Below are 15,280 nucleotides of genomic sequence, written 5' to 3' on the forward strand. Positions count from 1 at the left end.
TCATTGTAATGGAGAAGAGAACGGAAGTTAATCCATTCCGTCAGATATTGTCGCCTCTCCGTAACAAGCAAAGCATTTTTCTCTGTCCATATATTTATTGTCTGAAAGAATTGAGTACCTTGTATCTTTTGCCTTACTCAGCTCTGTCTTAAGAGGGATGCGAAAATATTTTGCTCGGCTCGTACGCTCTGAGCATTCAGCCGCTGCTGCTAGAAACAACTTGCTGCTTAGTTTTCAGCTGTTTCTTACTGATTCTCCTTAAGGTAATCCTTAAGACAGTTGCCCCCTTAGTTAAGTCAATCTATTCACTCCTGGCAAAATTTATGGATGAGCTTCTGGTTGGAGCAGAGGCAATATCAAAAGTAATCCTTGGGATCACTCAAGTTCAGCCTCTAGGAGTGATCAGAATCACACTGGTTTGCCGAACAATCTACCTTCAAAGCTAAAATTCTACGGCTACCCAAAAACAGTTGAAAAGCAACAAAAGGCTCAAAGGCTGTTTGAGAAGAACCCCAGATTCTCTGAGTTTCCGTTGTCCCTCAGCGCCTCCTAGCGAAACTGCTGAGCCCAGGAAACTAAGGCCGGATGAGCCCACCAGAAACCGAGGACAAATGCGCTTACTCCCAGATAGGAGGGCCGCAGAAACTCCTGCCACTTGATCTGCTGTTTTCCCTGCACAATTGCCCAGAAAGGAATAATGGAGGTGCGGGCCTTGACAGCTTCAAAGGCTTCACCGTAACGGGCATGCCAGCGGCGATCGCCGTGCCACACGGCAAACAAATGGTGAGCCACCAGCCCTAGGGACGTCACTAGCGTGAACGTTGTGCCCAGCCAGACGGTATGGGCCACGCACCAGATTACCTGGCCTACCATCTGAGGGTGGCGACAGATCCGGATAATGCCAGTTTCATAGAGGTGGACCTGAGGCTTCTCAATGGCCGCTACCTCTAACAGGTTGAAGGTAGCTGGGTAGAGGAAAAAGAATGAAACCGCTGACAGCCCCCAAACCAGCGACTGCATGCCAGGTACACCTTGGGCATTCCATAAGCGCAGCCCATCGTAGCGGTGGCTGATGAAGTAAACAATCAGGGTAACGGCAAAGGGAATGCTGACTAGGGCAAACAGTACCCGGTAGAGGCGGGGGCCTATTAGGGCTTCTCCTCGGGGTCGCAGGGCTGCTAGGCCGCTATGTGCGATCGCAAACCCCAGCAACAGCGCCAGCATCACAAAGTGGCTGGGGGTTAACCAGGCAGCATCAGGCATTACTCAACGCGCTCCCGCTCAAACCATTAAAGAATATAACGCTATGTTACACGCCTGGGCTCATCAAACGGCAGAAGAATTGGGTCTGTGGCGAGCCGTGCGGTGAACTTTTCTCTGAAAAGAGATTTAAGCCCTCATCAGCAAGATACGTTAGCAAGATTCAGAGGTAGCTGTGGGGGAGAGCCAGTGAGTCCCTCCGCCCTGTCGCCGCCCTGGAAATTCATCTCGCCGTTTGCTTAAATTGACAGCAGCTTCTCCTGAAATTGCCTGCAGCAGCAGACTCAACAGACAAACCAATCCCAATAAAGACAGCAGTCGAGATGAGCACAGCAGTCTCTGATCTCTGGTTTTCATAGTGTGTTTGTTTTTGCTCAGCCCCTAGGTCAGAGCCGAGAGTAGACGCCCTGAAACAACAGCGCACTTGGAGGCGCTAGCCCCTAGTGCCGTTAGATACTCTATGTCCATTTGAGCCTAGTTTTCTGCTGGCATCGACAGCGGTCCTACGGAAATGGAATTTTAGGGACTTTGCAGAAAATTGATGGCGGCAATTCACAGGTTAATGGTCAGATCTCTCAAGCGCTGCCATAGTCTGTAAAAGCTCATAGTCCCATTGGCAGGACGAGTGCTCCTAATGCGATCGCAATGGCGGCTCCCAGCAAGGTATTGATGACATTCACCCACTCATTGGTCAACCAATCCCACTCAGTTTGGAGCGTAGCCCCGATTAAGCTTTCTAGATTAGTTGCAATGAAAGCCGCAACCAGACACAGGGCAATCGCTATTGGCGGCATCAAGCCTAGACCCCAGCCTAGCAGCGCCATAACAGCGGCAGCAGCAACCCCAGCCAAAGTGCCCTCTAGGCTAACCGCCCCTTCTGTCCCAGCAGGCACAGGCTTTAGAGTCGTAATTAAATAAGTTCGCTGGCCGTAGGCCTTGCCCACTTCAGAGGCCGTAGTATCGGCCAATTTAGTGCAGAAGCTGGCCACATAGCCCACGCTCAAAAGGCTTACCCAGAGCGACTGTTGGCTATCTCCATTCCTTAGCGCCAGCAGCAAAATGCCTAGCGCACATAGCGTGCCGGTCAGGGCCGAGCCCCAAACATTTTCTGGCCCTCGCTGACCCGAGCGCTTTTCGGCAATCCCAGCCGCTTCTTTTTGGGCCATGCCAATTCGAGTGACTGCCGACCCCACCAAAAAGTAAACCATCACCACCGCATATCCCCGCCAGCCCAAGCAGCCCCAAATCAACACCCCCAGCACCCAGGCATGACCGTAGCCTGCTGGCGTTAGCAGTTTCTTGGGCAATAGCCAGGCCAGCCCTAGCAGCAGCGAATTTAGCAAAACTGCCACCAGCCAGGGATTGAAAGACGTCCAGTTAACCAGCATAGGAGCAGCAACTCCATCGATTAGGTTTTCCCTATGCTAAGCCCGGATTGAGCAAGGCGAAAGGAAAATGCCCGCCCGCAGGAAAACAGCCGCTTAGATCAATAGCGTTTTTGAATATGGAGACAGTTGCGCTGATCGGATGTGGGCTGGTAGTCGAGAGTGTCAGCAACTTTATGCATAATTCTCAATCCCCGCCCCCCTTCAGAGTCGGGGGTCGTTGTTGCCAGCTTGCCCTCCAGGACAGTATCTAGGTCAAACCCAGGGCCTTGGTCCCAAATCCGGATATCCACTACTTGGGGGGAGAGCGTAACCTCTATTTGGATCGGGGTTTCTTCGGATAGCCCCTGGTGGGCATGGCGAATGACGTTAGTCAGTCCCTCAATCAAGGCTAGCTGACACTGTAGCCACACGTCATGAGGGACAGAGGGCTCTTGAAACTGATCGAACCAGACCAGAACTTGCTTTAACGCTTCACGGTCGGTCGTAGTCTGAATTTGGCTTTGCTGCAAAATGGTCAATTGGCAATGACCCTAAGGTGACTACCGCTTACACGCCCAACTTTAACACTGGATTGAGGGCAGGTAGGTAGATGCGGATGCCCACGGGAATTGCTCTGAGCTTTTCTGCTCTATCTAGATTCTAAGGCTTGCGATCGCGGTTTTCCCATTTAAACAAAACAATCACCCCAGCGACAATCCCAACCTGCAGCAAAAAATTGGGTAATGCCGCCCCTACCTCTCGTCCGGCCAAGATTTGCGTCAAAAAAACAAAGGCCCCAATTGCGCCTGAAGCCCCCACCGTCCCGTATACAAACTGTCGCAGCCCCTTATAAGGATTTTTTGCTTCAGCCCTCAACCGAGCATATTTTTCTGGGTTAATGTTTTCAGGAGGCCGTCTTTTCGGAGAGGAGGGTTCGCTCATGGGTTAGTAAAAACAAATTTCCTCTATTCTCTCAGGAAGTGAGCGGGTAAGGCTGTTATACTAGTTGACCGAAAAGGTTGCCGATGTGGCTCAGTGGTAGAGCACTCGATTCGTAATCGAGCGGTCGCGGGTTCAAATCCCGCCATCGGCTTCAAGGTAAAATTGAAAATGCTTGTTACTTCAATTAGCGTTGCGTTGGCTCCGGCTGACCGGGATGCGGTGATAGCTGCGGTGCTCGGTCAGTGAGGCTTCTCTTTCATGAGCTGAAGCTACCCACTACCGCGTCAACCTTTGAAAGCATGGATAGCCCAACCCCTTTATTCGTCTGCTCTAGGCCGATGCATCAGGCTAATTACCTCATTTGGATTGCGAGTTTGCATTAATCGTGACCAATCCTTCACCTCGGCGATCCTGGAAATATGAAGCAGACGAATAATCCCTCTGACCCAATTTGGTGCACCGATCAAAATCATTCGGTTTGCCCTTTTTTCAGACCTCAGCAGGTTATTGATCATCATTTCTATCGATAAAGCATCTGGCCGCTCGGGTTGTTGCTCTGCCATACTGCACTCCCTTTGCATCTCTTTCTGTTTGCAATTACAAACATTATCACCTCAATCTCTGTTTGCAAATACAAACATTTACTTGGTGATCTCTCTCTGACACGATGAGAGGCATGGGAAAAGCCGGAAAAGCACTCAGGACGGTGCTCGAAACCTATAGCATCAGTCAAAACCGCCTAGCGGTGACAATGGGCATCAACCGTTCCACCGTGTATCAATGGTTTAACGAAATCACAGATCCCTCAGCGGAGTCTGTCATCCAAATTTTCAATGCCTTAGAAAACCTTAACCCCGACGCAGCTAAAGAATTCCTTGCTCTTTATGTAGGTCGCCCCATCCTAGGCGACGAGCCATCCTAAATGTTCTGACGCAAATCGCGCTCGTTCACCGCCCTGCGGCCAAAACCCTAGCAGTTACAAGCTCCAAATCAGCAAACCGGGGCGACACAATCACCTGTTCGCCCTGAAAAACCTGCTCCTCATACAGGCCATCCACCCACTCAAAGACAGTGACCTTCTGAGCAATCGGATCCACTATCCAATATTCGGAAATGCGCCGTCCAGCATACTCAGTACGCTTGTGGCGATAATCTCGATTCCCCTGCTGAGGGCTGACCACTTCAACCACCAACAGCGGAGGCGGCATATCGTGAGTGATCACACATCGGGTTGCGCCCTCTAGCGCTGCCGCCGCTTCTTCAGATAAAACTACCAGATCGGGCTGCCGTGCCGTTGCCCTTGCTCCACTCACAGCAATCTGTGCCCCAATTCTCAAGCGGTAGTAGGGAATGCCGCTCTGTAGAAACGCAGCAAATAAAAAGGAGGCGATTTGATTGTTTAAGTCACTTTCTGGCGGCATGGCGATCAGTTCCCCATCCACCAATTCATAGCGGGTGTCGGTGCCGTCGTCATAGTTGAGGTAGTCTTGCAGGGTCATCAGTTTGGCGGCAACAGACATAGCCTCTACCCTCAGTAAGCTGGGCGCGTAGCACTTTGCTGTAGGTACTATGATATCTTCCAGGCTTCCACCAGGTAACCTATCCGCCGATCTGAGACATAGTGCGACTGTAGGCCCCAGTAGTGCCAGAATCGCGCATTTTGTAATTGATTTCGGGTTTGGCAGCCAGCAGTTCGGCAACCTGATCGCGCAAGTAAGTCAGGGGCTTGCCGTCGCGCAGTAGCGTTCTTAGGTCAATTTGGCCGGTTTCGTTGAGCAGGCAGGGGCGCAGCCAGCCATCAGCAGAGAGGCGCATGCGGTTGCAGCGATCGCAAAAACACTCCGACATCTGACTAATAAATCCCAGCGTCCCCTTCGCCCCCGGAATCTGAAACACATCGGCAGGGCCATTGCCGCGCACAGTTGATTCGGCCAGACCCCAGCGATCGCGAATTCGCTGGCGCAGTTCTTCCGAAGACACCCACCCCCGATTCTGGAACAGGTCACCATTGCCGATGGGCATAAACTCAATAAACCGGACGTGCCATTCCCGCTCTAAGCTCAAAGCTGCTAGATCCAACACCTCATGGTCATTCACGCCAGGGATAACCACCACATTCAGCTTGAGAGGCGAAAAGCCCACCTGATGAGCCGCTTGAATTCCAGCCCAAACCTCATGCCAACGCAGCCGTCCCTTACCGCCTACAATCTCCTGAAAGATCTGCGGGTCTAGCGAGTCTAGGCTAATGTTAATGCGCCGCAGTCCGGCATCCCAAAGAGGCTGGGCTAGGGTTGCTAACCGAAAAGCGTTGGTGGTCATAGCCAGGTCTTCGGTCTGGGGCAGCGTCGCAATGTCTTGCACAATCTCCACCACATCAGGGCGCAGCAGCGGTTCACCGCCCGTCAGCCGAAAGCGGGTAAAGCCCAGGGGGATAAAGACCTCCTGCAGCAGCACCCGGATTTCATCACGGGTCAGCCAGTTTTGCCGCAGCACATATTCAATTTCCGAGCCCTCTGGCATACAGTACTGGCATTGAAAGTTGCAGCGATCGATCAGGCTAATGCGCAGGTAGTCAATGCGGTTCATTAATGGCAGCGATAGATTAGGGGACTCAAGCGCTTTGGGAGTTCCCAGAAGCATATCAGCAGACAATTGAGATCTAAATGGGGCTTTCTCTAGTGTGACAACCAAACCTAAGCAATGGCTGAGAAAAGCTCTTGAGGAAGGCACGATGTCAGCGGGGTATAGCGAAAATCTTGCAAGTTCTAAAGATTAAAGATCTTTCCCTAGGTAGCTGCATCTGTCGGCTTAGAATTTGATATCTCCCCTATCTTTAAATTGAGATAGACAGTGAATGCCCTATCAAGCAGGGGCTGAGCCCAGATAAATAGGGGAATCATTTGCACAGTTCTGAAAAACGCAGCACCTAAGTTTGACTGGCCACACACATCCCCTACCGATCCCAGAGAGACTGATGACTTTGAAGGTACTGCCAGGGCAGAGCTATCCGCTGGGTGCGACTGTCTACGCGATTGGCGTAAATTTCTGTATCTATTCCAAGCATGCAACGGGCATGGACCTGCTGCTGTTTGACGGCCCCGAAGATCCCTATCCGGCCCGCACCATTTCCCTCGACCCGCGCTGGAATCGAACCTTTCAGTACTGGCATGCGCTAGTGCCAGGGCTTAAGGCAGGCCAGGTTTACGCCTATCGTGCCCACGGCCCCTATGCTCCCGATCAGGGATATCGGTTTGACCCGACCAAGGTTTTATTTGACCCCTATGCCCGTGCGATCGCAGGCGAAGCCCTCTACGACCGCGAAGCCGCCATCGCCTACGCGCAAGACAACAGCCCTCAGGCCCTCCGGAGTGTTGTCGTCGACAACCGCACCTACGACTGGGAAGGCGACCGACCGCTGCGCCTGCCCTTCGCCTCCAGCATTATCTACGAAATGCATGTCGGGGGCTTTACTCGCCACCCCAACTCCGGTCTGCCCGACCATACCCGAGGTACATATGCTGGTGTGATCGAGAAAATTCCCTACCTCCAAGCCCTCGGTATCACCGCCGTCGAGCTGCTGCCGATTCACCAGTTCGACCGCCAAGATGCTCGCCCCGGCCTGGAAAACTACTGGGGCTACAGCACCCTGGCCTTTTTTGCACCCCACCGAGCCTACAGCTCCCGCCAAGACCCCCTAGGGCCCGTCGATGAGTTTCGGGATATGGTCAAAGCCCTGCACAAAGCAGGCATCGAAGTCATCCTAGACGTGGTGTTTAACCACACTGCCGAAGGCAACCATGAAGGGCCAACCCTGTCCTTTAGAGGGTTAGACAACCACACCTACTACATTCTGGACGCCAAAAATCCGGCCTACTACGCCAACTTCAGCGGCTGCGGTAATAGCGTCAAAGCCAATCATGCGGTAGTAGGCCGAATGATTATCGACAGCCTGCGCTACTGGGTCTCGGAGATGCACGTAGATGGCTTCCGTTTTGACCTAGCCTCGGTGCTGGCGCGAGATATGTATGGCCATCCCGTCGATGATCCCCCGATTCTCTGGAGCATCGAGTCAGACCCGATTTTAGCGGGCACCAAGATGATTGCCGAAGCCTGGGATGCTGCCGGACTGTACCAGGTAGGCAGTTTTATTGGCGATCGCTTTGCCGAATGGAACGGCCCTTACCGGGACCACGTGCGGCGGTTTGTCAAAGGCGACAGGGGAGCGGTTCCAGAACTAGCCGATCGCATTTTGGGCAGCCCCGACATCTACCCTTCTCCTGACCGAGAGCCAGACCGCAGCATTCACTTTGTCACCTGCCACGACGGCTTTACTCTAAACGATCTGGTTTCCTACAACCGCAAGCACAACGAGGCCAACGGAGAGCACTGCCGCGACGGCACTAACGACAACCATAGCTGGAACTGCGGCTACGAAGGGCCAACCGACAACCCCGAAATTGAAAAGCTGCGGCTACGGCAAATCAAGAATCTCCTGACCCTGGTATTTTTCTCCCAAGGCACACCGATGCTGCTGATGGGCGATGAGGTGCGTCACACCCAGCTCGGCAACAACAACGCCTACTGCCAGGACAATGAATTGAGCTGGTTCAACTGGGATGCTGTTGAAAAAGAGGCTAATCTGCTGCGCTTTACCCAGGGGCTGATTAGGCTGACTCAGAAATTGAAAACGCTTCAGGTAGAGCGGGTGTTAACCGTTACCGACATTTGGGATCACAGACCCCACGTGGTTTGGCATGGCACTCAGCTCAAGCAGCCAGATTGGTCGGAAAATTCCCATAGTCTGGCCTTCACCCTGCGCCATCCAGCGGCTAATGAGGAGCTGCACATTATGCTCAACGCTTACTGGGAGCCACTGATCTTCGAACTGCCTGACCTAGAGCCTAACCAGCGCTGGTATCGCATTGTTGACACGGCAGTAGCTAGCCCCCGAGACTTCTGTGACTTAGAGCATGCCCCCATGTTCGACGGGACTGCCTATCCAGTTGGGGCTCGCTCTTCGGTAGTGCTGATGGCTCAAAAGAAGCGTTTATAGGTACAACAAGCTTACGGGTACAACAAATCGTGGGGCCGGTTCTTAAATGGCCCAGTTCGGCTAACCCCCTGGAATTTCCGCCCGTACTCGTACCGACATTACGTTACGTTAAGAGTAGGAATTGCCTTTGCTATTTTTAGCAGGGGTGAGCACCCCACACAACTTCAAGTTCCAACAGGATTCGATATGGTTGAGAAGATTCAAAAAACTGAGGCAGAGTGGCAGCAGCAGCTGACCCCAGAGCAGTACCAGGTCACCCGCAAAAAGGGCACAGAACGCGCCTTTACTGGAGAACTCCACGACAATAAGGCCAAGGGCACCTACAAGTGCGTCTGCTGCGGTACCGAGCTGTTTAGCTCCGACACCAAGTTCGACTCGGGCACCGGCTGGCCCAGCTTCTGGGCTCCCAAAAATCCTGAAAATGTGGCCGTCAAAACTGATTTCAGCCATTTCATGGTTCGTACCGAAGCACTCTGTGCCGCTTGCGATGCCCACCTAGGCCACGTCTTTAATGATGGCCCAGCCCCTACCGGCAAGCGCTACTGCATGAACTCAGCATCTCTAACCTTTGAGAAGCAAGACAGTTAGACTGAAACGTTTGCCAGAACGAGCCATTCCAACCAAATCTGCTCAAAACTTGGGCGAGGGCGCTTGTTGAGGAGTGTCCTCGCCACCCTCATACCGATTTCCCCTATCTAGCTGCAGATGATCCCTGGTAGGGGTACAGGGCCTGTGCCTAGTGCAGTGTCTGTAGTTTTGAGCAAGAGAACGGGTATCACCCTCTATAGGATTTCGTTGCATGCGTCTCCACGTAAAAGTTCAGGGGCAGGGGTTTCCTATTCTTTGTCTCCACGGCCATCCGGGTTCTGCCCAGAGCATGACGGTTTTTACCGATCACCTGTCTCGCCGCTACTGCACGCTGGCCCCTGATCTGCGCGGCTATGGACAGAGCCGTGCCCATGAAGCCTTTGCCATGACCGATCACTTAAACGATCTAACCCAGCTGCTTGATGAAGAGGGCATTGCTGAGTGCCTAGTTCTAGGTTGGTCATTAGGAGGCATTTTGGCAATGGAGTTGGCGCTGCGCCAGCCAGAGCGGGTTAAGGGGCTAATCTTGGTAGCAACGGCAGCTCGACCCTGGGGCAACCATCCACCTATTTCCTGGCAGGACAACCTGTACACCGGAGTTGCCTCGATCTTAAACCGAGTGCAGCCCGGCCAGAACTGGGTAATTGAAACCTTTGGCAAGCGCTCCCTTTACCGCCACCTGATTCAGCAGCACACCCCAGCTGCCTATCAGCGGCTAGCGTCAGACGCACTGCCAGCCTATCTGCAAACGTCACCCCATGCTCACCGGGCGCTCAACCAGGCTCTACAGCAGCGCTACAACCGTCTAGATGCGATCGCACAGTTGCCAACCCCCTCACTAATGCTCTGGGGCGAATGCGATCGCCACATCACACCCGAATCCAGTCGGGAGACGGCTCAGCATTTTCAAAATTGCCAGAGCCACGAGTACACCAATGTTGCCCACCTATTCCCCTGGGAAATACCCGATCGGGTTCTCGGTGACATTGACCATTGGTTAGGCCAGACCTTTGCTTAAGCAGCGACAGACCCCAAGCAGCAGTTAGAGACGTCATTAGTGACGTCTCTAACTACTCGCAGTGGCAGCACAGTACGAAGCCAGGATTTTAAGAGGGCTGGGTTAAGATTGACCAGAAAAAGCAGGGGAGAACCCCCTTCGATAGTCCTCACTGTTGTCAATGGTTAACTCTTCCGGTCGGGCACAGCGCCGGATGTCGATTCTAATTCGCTGGGCACCTTCCTGCTCGAGATCTTCGATATAGCCAGCTTGAGCAGTTTGAGCCTCAGCCTTCTCGTTGAAAGGGCCGAAAAAATAGGTGCAGTTGGGGGACTCAGTTTTGATCTCAATCCACCAGGCTTTGCCAAAACCGAACAGGTTATCGAGTAAACGACTAAGGGGGTTGCTCATAGCTTCTGCCTATCTACCTGTGCTGACTCAGAAAAAACTTCCTGCGCTTCTCAGTATTGTTATACTTCTTTACTTTTGTTTTGCAAAGAGGTGATCTGAAGTTGATTTACCCACTGCTGACGATAAACCTCATACAGCGCCATGCCTGTAGCAACGGATGCATTCAGGCTAGGAGTTGCACCCCGCAACGGAATCGATATTAGCTCATCACAGGATTGCTGTACAGTCAGGCTGAGGCCGTCTCCTTCAGCTCCCACAACCAGCACCGTAGGCCGATCAAAGGCCACATTGTGCAGGGGCTGACTGGCCTCTGAAGACAGCCCATAAATCCAAAAGCCAGCATTTTTGAGGGCTTCTAAAGCTCGCTTTAGGTTAACCACGCGCGCGACGGGGAGCGTTTCTAGCGCTCCGGCTGCGACCTTAGATACAGTCGATGTGATGCCTGCTGCTCGCCGCTGCGGAATGATGATCCCCTGACCCCCTAGTGCTTCGGCTGTGCGAATAATCGCCCCTAGATTATGGGGATCAGTAATGCTATCCGCTGCCACGAGCACCGGAATCCTAATGTCTTTTCTAGCTTTGGCCTGCTCAATTAAATCTTCCAAATCTTTGTAGTCGTAGGAAGAAGCTTGAGCGGCAATGCCTTGGTGGTTAGCACCCTCTGTGATTTGGTTGAGGCGGCGCACGTCCACTTCGTCGATCACGGCTCCATTTGCCTTGGCAGCCTCTAGGAGCGTCAAAAATCGGGGATCATAGCGCAGTCGCTCGTTGATCCAAACCCGGTTGAGGGGTCGCTGGTTGGTAATAGCGGCTTCGACGGCATGGCGACCATAGATCAGATCCGGGGACTCTTCTACAACATCTGCAGAAGCAGGCGCAGCCGACTCGGGAGCAGTGGGCTGGGCCGCTAGGACAGGTTTAGGAGCTCTGATGACGCGCTTAGCAGGCCTGCCTTGGTAAGACGGGCTTTTGCGAGGGCCTTTGGAGGGACCTTTAGAGGGACCAGCAGAGCCTTTAGAAGGACCTTTAGAGGGGCCTTTAGCGCTAGAGGAAGCTGATCCCCGATAGGGCCGCCCTTTTTGAGGACGATCAGCAGATTTCTTAGGGCGGGGTGTAGGTTTCGGAGATGGCATGGAGCTCCCTCAAAAAAAGACCGAAAAAGATGATGTTCGGGTTGCGAATGTGCGCAGCCCGACGACAGGCTAGAAAATAGAGGCTGGGAAAATAGGGTTAGCCAGGATTTAACAGTCCCTGGTTGGCTGTTTCTATCTATGGGCTCTACTGACCCACTCTAACAATTCACCCGACTAAATTGAAGAGCGTAAGGCCACAGGTTGGGGACAGAAAGCCGGAGAAGCAACATGCCGCCCAAGGCACAGGGTCAACTACAGGCTATCTGTCAATGTCAGATCGACATAGCTGAATAACTCTGTTAGACGATGGGGATCGGTGAGGTAGAGATACCCAATCAGGGCCTCGAAGCCGGTGGCCTGCTGATAAATTTGGGGATCGATGCGCCGAGGCCCCCGAGGAGACGCATTACGCCCTTTTCTTAAAATGTCTTGCTCATCCGCTGTTAGATAGGGGGTGAGCTTAGACAGTTGATGGGATTGCTGCTCAGCCCTCACCTGACTAACAACTTTCTGATGGTATGCCTGAATTCGGCAAGGGGGGGTTAGAAAAAAGCCCCGAACAAACAGTTCATAGACCGCATCTCCGATATAGGCTAGCGCAATCGGCGACAGAGCCTGCACTTGACCATTCGAGAGGGACATTGGAGAACCGGGTTCCAACAAAATATCCCTCAAACGAACGAGCACTTGTAGGCTCAGGCCAACCTTCTCAGCGTCCTCGGAAGCATCGCTGCTTCCTTTAGACATCGCAATGACGCCTTAGGAGGCTACTCAACGGCTGCGATCGCATCATCCACAGAATCCCGCAATGAGAGAAACTGCTCCAATCGTACCAGCTTGACCGTTTGAGTGACGCGAGCATTGGTGACCACCTGGACAGAACCGCCTTCGGTTTTGGCCTTCTTCACCAGCTGCACGAGGGCACCTAAACCAGAGCTGTCAACAAAATCAATTGCAGACAGGTCAAGGATGATATTGCGAGGGCCTTCCTCAACGAATTTGTTCATCACCTTCCGAAAGGTCGGCTCTGAAAACGCGTCTAGAAGACCCGTGAGGCGGAAAATTTGACAATTTGCCCTGACATCTCGGGTGCCTCGCAAGCTTACAGTCAGGGTCAGTGGCTCAGCTATAAGAACCTCCTCACAGAATGCTCCAAATGGACGGTTTAGTATAGGTCAGGATTATACCAACTTCAAGCGGTTGGCAACTGCTTATAACATCTCTCCACATCTCCTCAGCGCTGTATCCCTCTTCTAACAGAATCTGACCTTTACAGAATCATTCTGGCGAGGGTTGGCCCAGGTGCCTCCTTAAGCCACAACGCTGCTGGGCTGACTGTCCCGCATCGACTCTACAAATTTTTGGAAGAGGTAGTCGGCATCGTGGGGGCCAGGGCTAGCCTCTGGGTGGTACTGCACTGAAAAAATCGGCAGCTTTTTGTGCTGGATTCCGGCTACGGTGCGATCGTTCAAGTTCAGATGAGTGATGGCTACCGATTCGATCGGAACCGAATCCGCATCTAGGGCAAAGCCGTGGTTTTGGCTGGTGATTTCTATCCGTTCGCTTAGGCCACAGGGTTGATTTAGCCCTCGGTGGCCAAACTTGAGCTTAAAGGTAGACGCGCCCAGAGACAGACCCAGAATTTGGTGACCCATGCAAATACCGAAGGTGGGGAGCTGCTGCTGCAGTAGGGCCTGTACCAGAGGCGGGGCTTCGACCACCGCAGCCGGGTCACCTGGCCCATTAGACAGAAAAATGCCGTCAGGCTGGTAGCTCAAGATGGTCTCAACCGACGTATCTAGAGGTACCACAATGACTCGACAGCCGTAGCTAACCAGCCGCCGCAGAATATTGCGCTTAATGCCAAAATCAATCGCTACAACAGTTAGTAGAGGTTTGCTGTCGTCTCTAGGCTCTGCGCCAAACTCCCAACTCGGATCGGTGCCCTCGGTCCACTCATAGACCTCACGGGTGGACACTTCACGCACCAGGTTCAGGCCTTCCATACTGGGTGCAGCCTGAAGTTGGCGCAGTAGCTCCTCGGGGTCGAGCACTTCAGTCGAAATGGCCCCGTTCATCGCGCCGACTGTCCGCAGCTTGCGCGTTAGCGCACGGGTATCAATGCCGTAGATGCCGGGAACCTTGTGGTGCTTCAGGTATTCGGGCAGGGATTGAGTAGCACGCCAGTTGCTGGGTTGGGAGCACACGTTACGAGCGATCGCACCTCTGATAGAAGGCCGAGCAGATTCTTCGTCTTCTGGATTGACTCCGGTATTGCCTAACTCAGGATAGGTAAACGCTACAATTTGACCGCAGTAGCTGGGATCGGTCATAACTTCCTGGTAGCCAGTCATACCTGTATTGAAGACCACTTCTCCCATAACCGTTCCCGCTGCTCCAAAGGACCAGCCCCGGTAAATCGAACCATCTGCTAATACCAGTAATGCTGGCTGAGCTTCCGAAAGCGCCATACTCGACCTTGAAGAATTGGTGAAACTATTTTGAAACTGCTCCACGAGCGCTACTATCCTATAGCCTCGGGGCATGATTAGGGTAGCCTAGGTCATCGGACGCAGATAAACACAGGAAAACTATGCACTGGCGTTCATATACAGCAATGATTGTAGCGATTAGCAGCCTGACCGTCGCCAGCGGCTGCGGTAGCAAAGTAGCCCTAGAGAGCTCTACTGTGCCAACCCCAGCAGCGGCTGCGCCCGCACCTACTCCCGCTGCACCTGCGCCAGCTGCAACTGAAGTTTCTACAGCCCCCGCTGCAGATGCTCCTGCTGCCCCTTCACAGAGCTATTTTCGAGAGGGCGTCAACCGAGCCACCAGCGCCGTCAATATTGGCAAGTCAGCCCAGTCTCCAGATGATTGGAAGCTAGCCACCAGTCGCTGGGAGCAGGCCCTTAGCCTAATGCAGAAAGTGCCTGCCAGCGATCCTAACTACGCCACTGCGCAAACCAAGATCAAAGAGTATCAGCAAAATCTGGCCTCAGCCCAGCAACGGGTCAATGGAGTGCCCCGAGCTGCCGCTAGCGCCACTCCCGCTAAAGACAGCAGCGGCTTGGTCGCGCAAATTCCAATTGTGGAACGGCGAGGCGGCACCCCGGTGGTTCCCGTCACTTTTTCCGGGCAGAAGGGCAAACAACAGTTCTCTATGCTCTTTGATACTGGGGCGACCGGCACCTTAATTACGGCAGAGATGGCCAATGCCTTGGGCGTGGTCATTGTTGGCGAGACAATAGCCACCATTGCCGACGGTAGTCAGGTCTCCCTTCCCATCGGCTACGTAGACGCGATTGAGGCAGGCGGCCTGCGCAAGGAAGCCGTACTGGTGGCTATTGGGGGCGATGTAGGCCTGCTTGGTCAAGATTTTTATGGTAAGTACGGCATTTCCTTGGGCAGCAACAGCATCGGCCTGTACGAGTAGAGCTGAGTAACGGCAGGTGAGGTGCGATCGCATCTCCAATAGCTCCAGCTACTCTCCAATAAAATTTAGCCAAGCTAACCCAGAGGGCCCAAACCT

The 15,280-nt window shown here is 53.2% G+C and carries 18 protein-coding genes and 1 tRNA gene; 6 read left to right on the forward strand and 13 right to left on the reverse strand.

The features are described from left to right. Positions 1-549: 549 nt before the first annotated feature. From H6G13_RS01500 to H6G13_RS01520, 5 genes are all read right to left on the reverse strand, one after another. Positions 550-1,263 (reverse strand): NnrU family protein, encoded by a 714-nt coding sequence (locus H6G13_RS01500; RefSeq protein WP_190481385.1) that lies wholly within the window; start codon positions 1,261-1,263, stop codon positions 550-552. A gap of 150 nt (positions 1,264-1,413) precedes the next feature. Further along, positions 1,414-1,617, reverse strand: coding sequence for a hypothetical protein (locus H6G13_RS01505; protein WP_190481386.1), 204 nt, complete (start codon positions 1,615-1,617; stop codon positions 1,414-1,416). A 245-nt stretch (positions 1,618-1,862) separates the two neighbouring features. Further along, positions 1,863-2,648, reverse strand: coding sequence for a TIGR00297 family protein (locus H6G13_RS01510; protein ID WP_190481387.1), 786 nt, complete (start codon positions 2,646-2,648; stop codon positions 1,863-1,865). A 98-nt stretch (positions 2,649-2,746) separates the two neighbouring features. Then, entirely contained in the window at positions 2,747-3,166 is a 420-nt protein-coding gene (locus H6G13_RS01515; RefSeq protein ID WP_190481388.1) for an anti-sigma regulatory factor, read from the reverse strand. A gap of 121 nt (positions 3,167-3,287) precedes the next feature. Continuing rightward, positions 3,288-3,569 carry a DUF3493 domain-containing protein gene (locus H6G13_RS01520; protein ID WP_190481389.1) on the reverse strand — a complete coding sequence of 94 codons (282 nt, stop codon included), beginning with the start codon at positions 3,567-3,569 and terminating at the stop codon, positions 3,288-3,290. Positions 3,570-3,648: 79 nt separating this feature from the next. Here H6G13_RS01520 and H6G13_RS01525 point away from each other — a divergent pair. After that, positions 3,649-3,720 (forward strand) — tRNA-Thr (locus H6G13_RS01525). Positions 3,721-3,886: 166 nt separating this feature from the next. Here H6G13_RS01525 and H6G13_RS01530 read toward each other — a convergent pair. Further along, positions 3,887-4,132 (reverse strand): hypothetical protein, encoded by a 246-nt coding sequence (locus H6G13_RS01530; RefSeq protein WP_190481390.1) that lies wholly within the window; start codon positions 4,130-4,132, stop codon positions 3,887-3,889. Positions 4,133-4,245: 113 nt separating this feature from the next. Here H6G13_RS01530 and H6G13_RS01535 point away from each other — a divergent pair, with 113 nt between their 5' ends. Then, a complete protein-coding gene (locus tag H6G13_RS01535; protein WP_190481391.1) occupies positions 4,246-4,491 on the forward strand; it encodes a helix-turn-helix transcriptional regulator in 246 nt (81 codons plus the stop codon). Between the two features lie 25 nt (positions 4,492-4,516). Here the strand turns inward: H6G13_RS01535 and H6G13_RS01540 are convergent, their stop codons facing one another. Together H6G13_RS01540 and moaA are read right to left on the reverse strand one after the other, a co-directional pair. After that, complete coding sequence (locus H6G13_RS01540; protein ID WP_190481392.1) at positions 4,517-5,089, reverse strand: Uma2 family endonuclease; 573 nt, start codon at positions 5,087-5,089, stop codon at positions 4,517-4,519. 79 nt (positions 5,090-5,168) lie between these two features. After that, positions 5,169-6,155, reverse strand: a complete 987-nt coding sequence (gene moaA / locus H6G13_RS01545; RefSeq protein WP_190481454.1) for a GTP 3',8-cyclase MoaA — start codon at positions 6,153-6,155, stop codon at positions 5,169-5,171. Between the two features lie 388 nt (positions 6,156-6,543). Here moaA and glgX point away from each other — a divergent pair, with 388 nt between their 5' ends. From glgX to H6G13_RS01560, 3 genes are all read left to right on the forward strand, one after another. Then, a complete protein-coding gene (gene glgX, locus H6G13_RS01550) occupies positions 6,544-8,622 on the forward strand; it encodes a glycogen debranching protein GlgX (RefSeq protein ID WP_190481393.1) in 2,079 nt (692 codons plus the stop codon). Positions 8,623-8,808: 186 nt separating this feature from the next. Next, positions 8,809-9,210: a peptide-methionine (R)-S-oxide reductase MsrB gene (gene msrB, locus H6G13_RS01555; RefSeq protein ID WP_190481394.1), complete on the forward strand. Its 402-nt coding sequence runs from the start codon at positions 8,809-8,811 to the stop codon at positions 9,208-9,210. Positions 9,211-9,421: 211 nt separating this feature from the next. Next, positions 9,422-10,228, forward strand: coding sequence for an alpha/beta hydrolase (locus H6G13_RS01560; RefSeq protein ID WP_190481395.1), 807 nt, complete (start codon positions 9,422-9,424; stop codon positions 10,226-10,228). A gap of 102 nt (positions 10,229-10,330) precedes the next feature. Here the strand turns inward: H6G13_RS01560 and H6G13_RS01565 are convergent, their stop codons facing one another. The 5 genes from H6G13_RS01565 to carA all read right to left on the reverse strand — a co-directional run bounded on the left by H6G13_RS01565 (position 10,331) and on the right by carA (position 14,222). Continuing rightward, positions 10,331-10,618: a DUF1816 domain-containing protein gene (locus H6G13_RS01565; protein WP_190481396.1), complete on the reverse strand. Its 288-nt coding sequence runs from the start codon at positions 10,616-10,618 to the stop codon at positions 10,331-10,333. 59 nt (positions 10,619-10,677) lie between these two features. Continuing rightward, positions 10,678-11,751 (reverse strand): 23S rRNA (guanosine(2251)-2'-O)-methyltransferase RlmB, encoded by a 1,074-nt coding sequence (gene rlmB, locus H6G13_RS01570; RefSeq protein ID WP_190481397.1) that lies wholly within the window; start codon positions 11,749-11,751, stop codon positions 10,678-10,680. Between the two features lie 252 nt (positions 11,752-12,003). Further along, positions 12,004-12,393: a ribonuclease III domain-containing protein gene (locus H6G13_RS01575; RefSeq protein WP_199305681.1), complete on the reverse strand. Its 390-nt coding sequence runs from the start codon at positions 12,391-12,393 to the stop codon at positions 12,004-12,006. Positions 12,394-12,518: 125 nt separating this feature from the next. Further along, on the reverse strand, positions 12,519-12,851 hold the full coding sequence (locus tag H6G13_RS01580; protein ID WP_190481399.1) for an STAS domain-containing protein: 333 nt from the start codon (positions 12,849-12,851) through the stop codon (positions 12,519-12,521). Positions 12,852-13,061: 210 nt separating this feature from the next. Continuing rightward, the gene (gene carA, locus H6G13_RS01585) at positions 13,062-14,222 is read right to left on the reverse strand and encodes a glutamine-hydrolyzing carbamoyl-phosphate synthase small subunit (protein ID WP_190481400.1); all 1,161 of its coding nucleotides are present in this window, start codon (positions 14,220-14,222) and stop codon (positions 13,062-13,064) included. A gap of 122 nt (positions 14,223-14,344) precedes the next feature. Between carA and H6G13_RS01590 the strand changes: the two genes are divergently transcribed. Continuing rightward, a complete protein-coding gene (locus H6G13_RS01590; RefSeq protein WP_242028058.1) occupies positions 14,345-15,184 on the forward strand; it encodes a retropepsin-like aspartic protease in 840 nt (279 codons plus the stop codon). Positions 15,185-15,280 lie beyond the last annotated feature (96 nt).

This window comes from Pseudanabaena sp. FACHB-2040, from assembly GCF_014696715.1.
Lineage (GTDB): Bacteria > Cyanobacteriota > Cyanobacteriia > Phormidesmidales > Phormidesmidaceae > JACVSF01.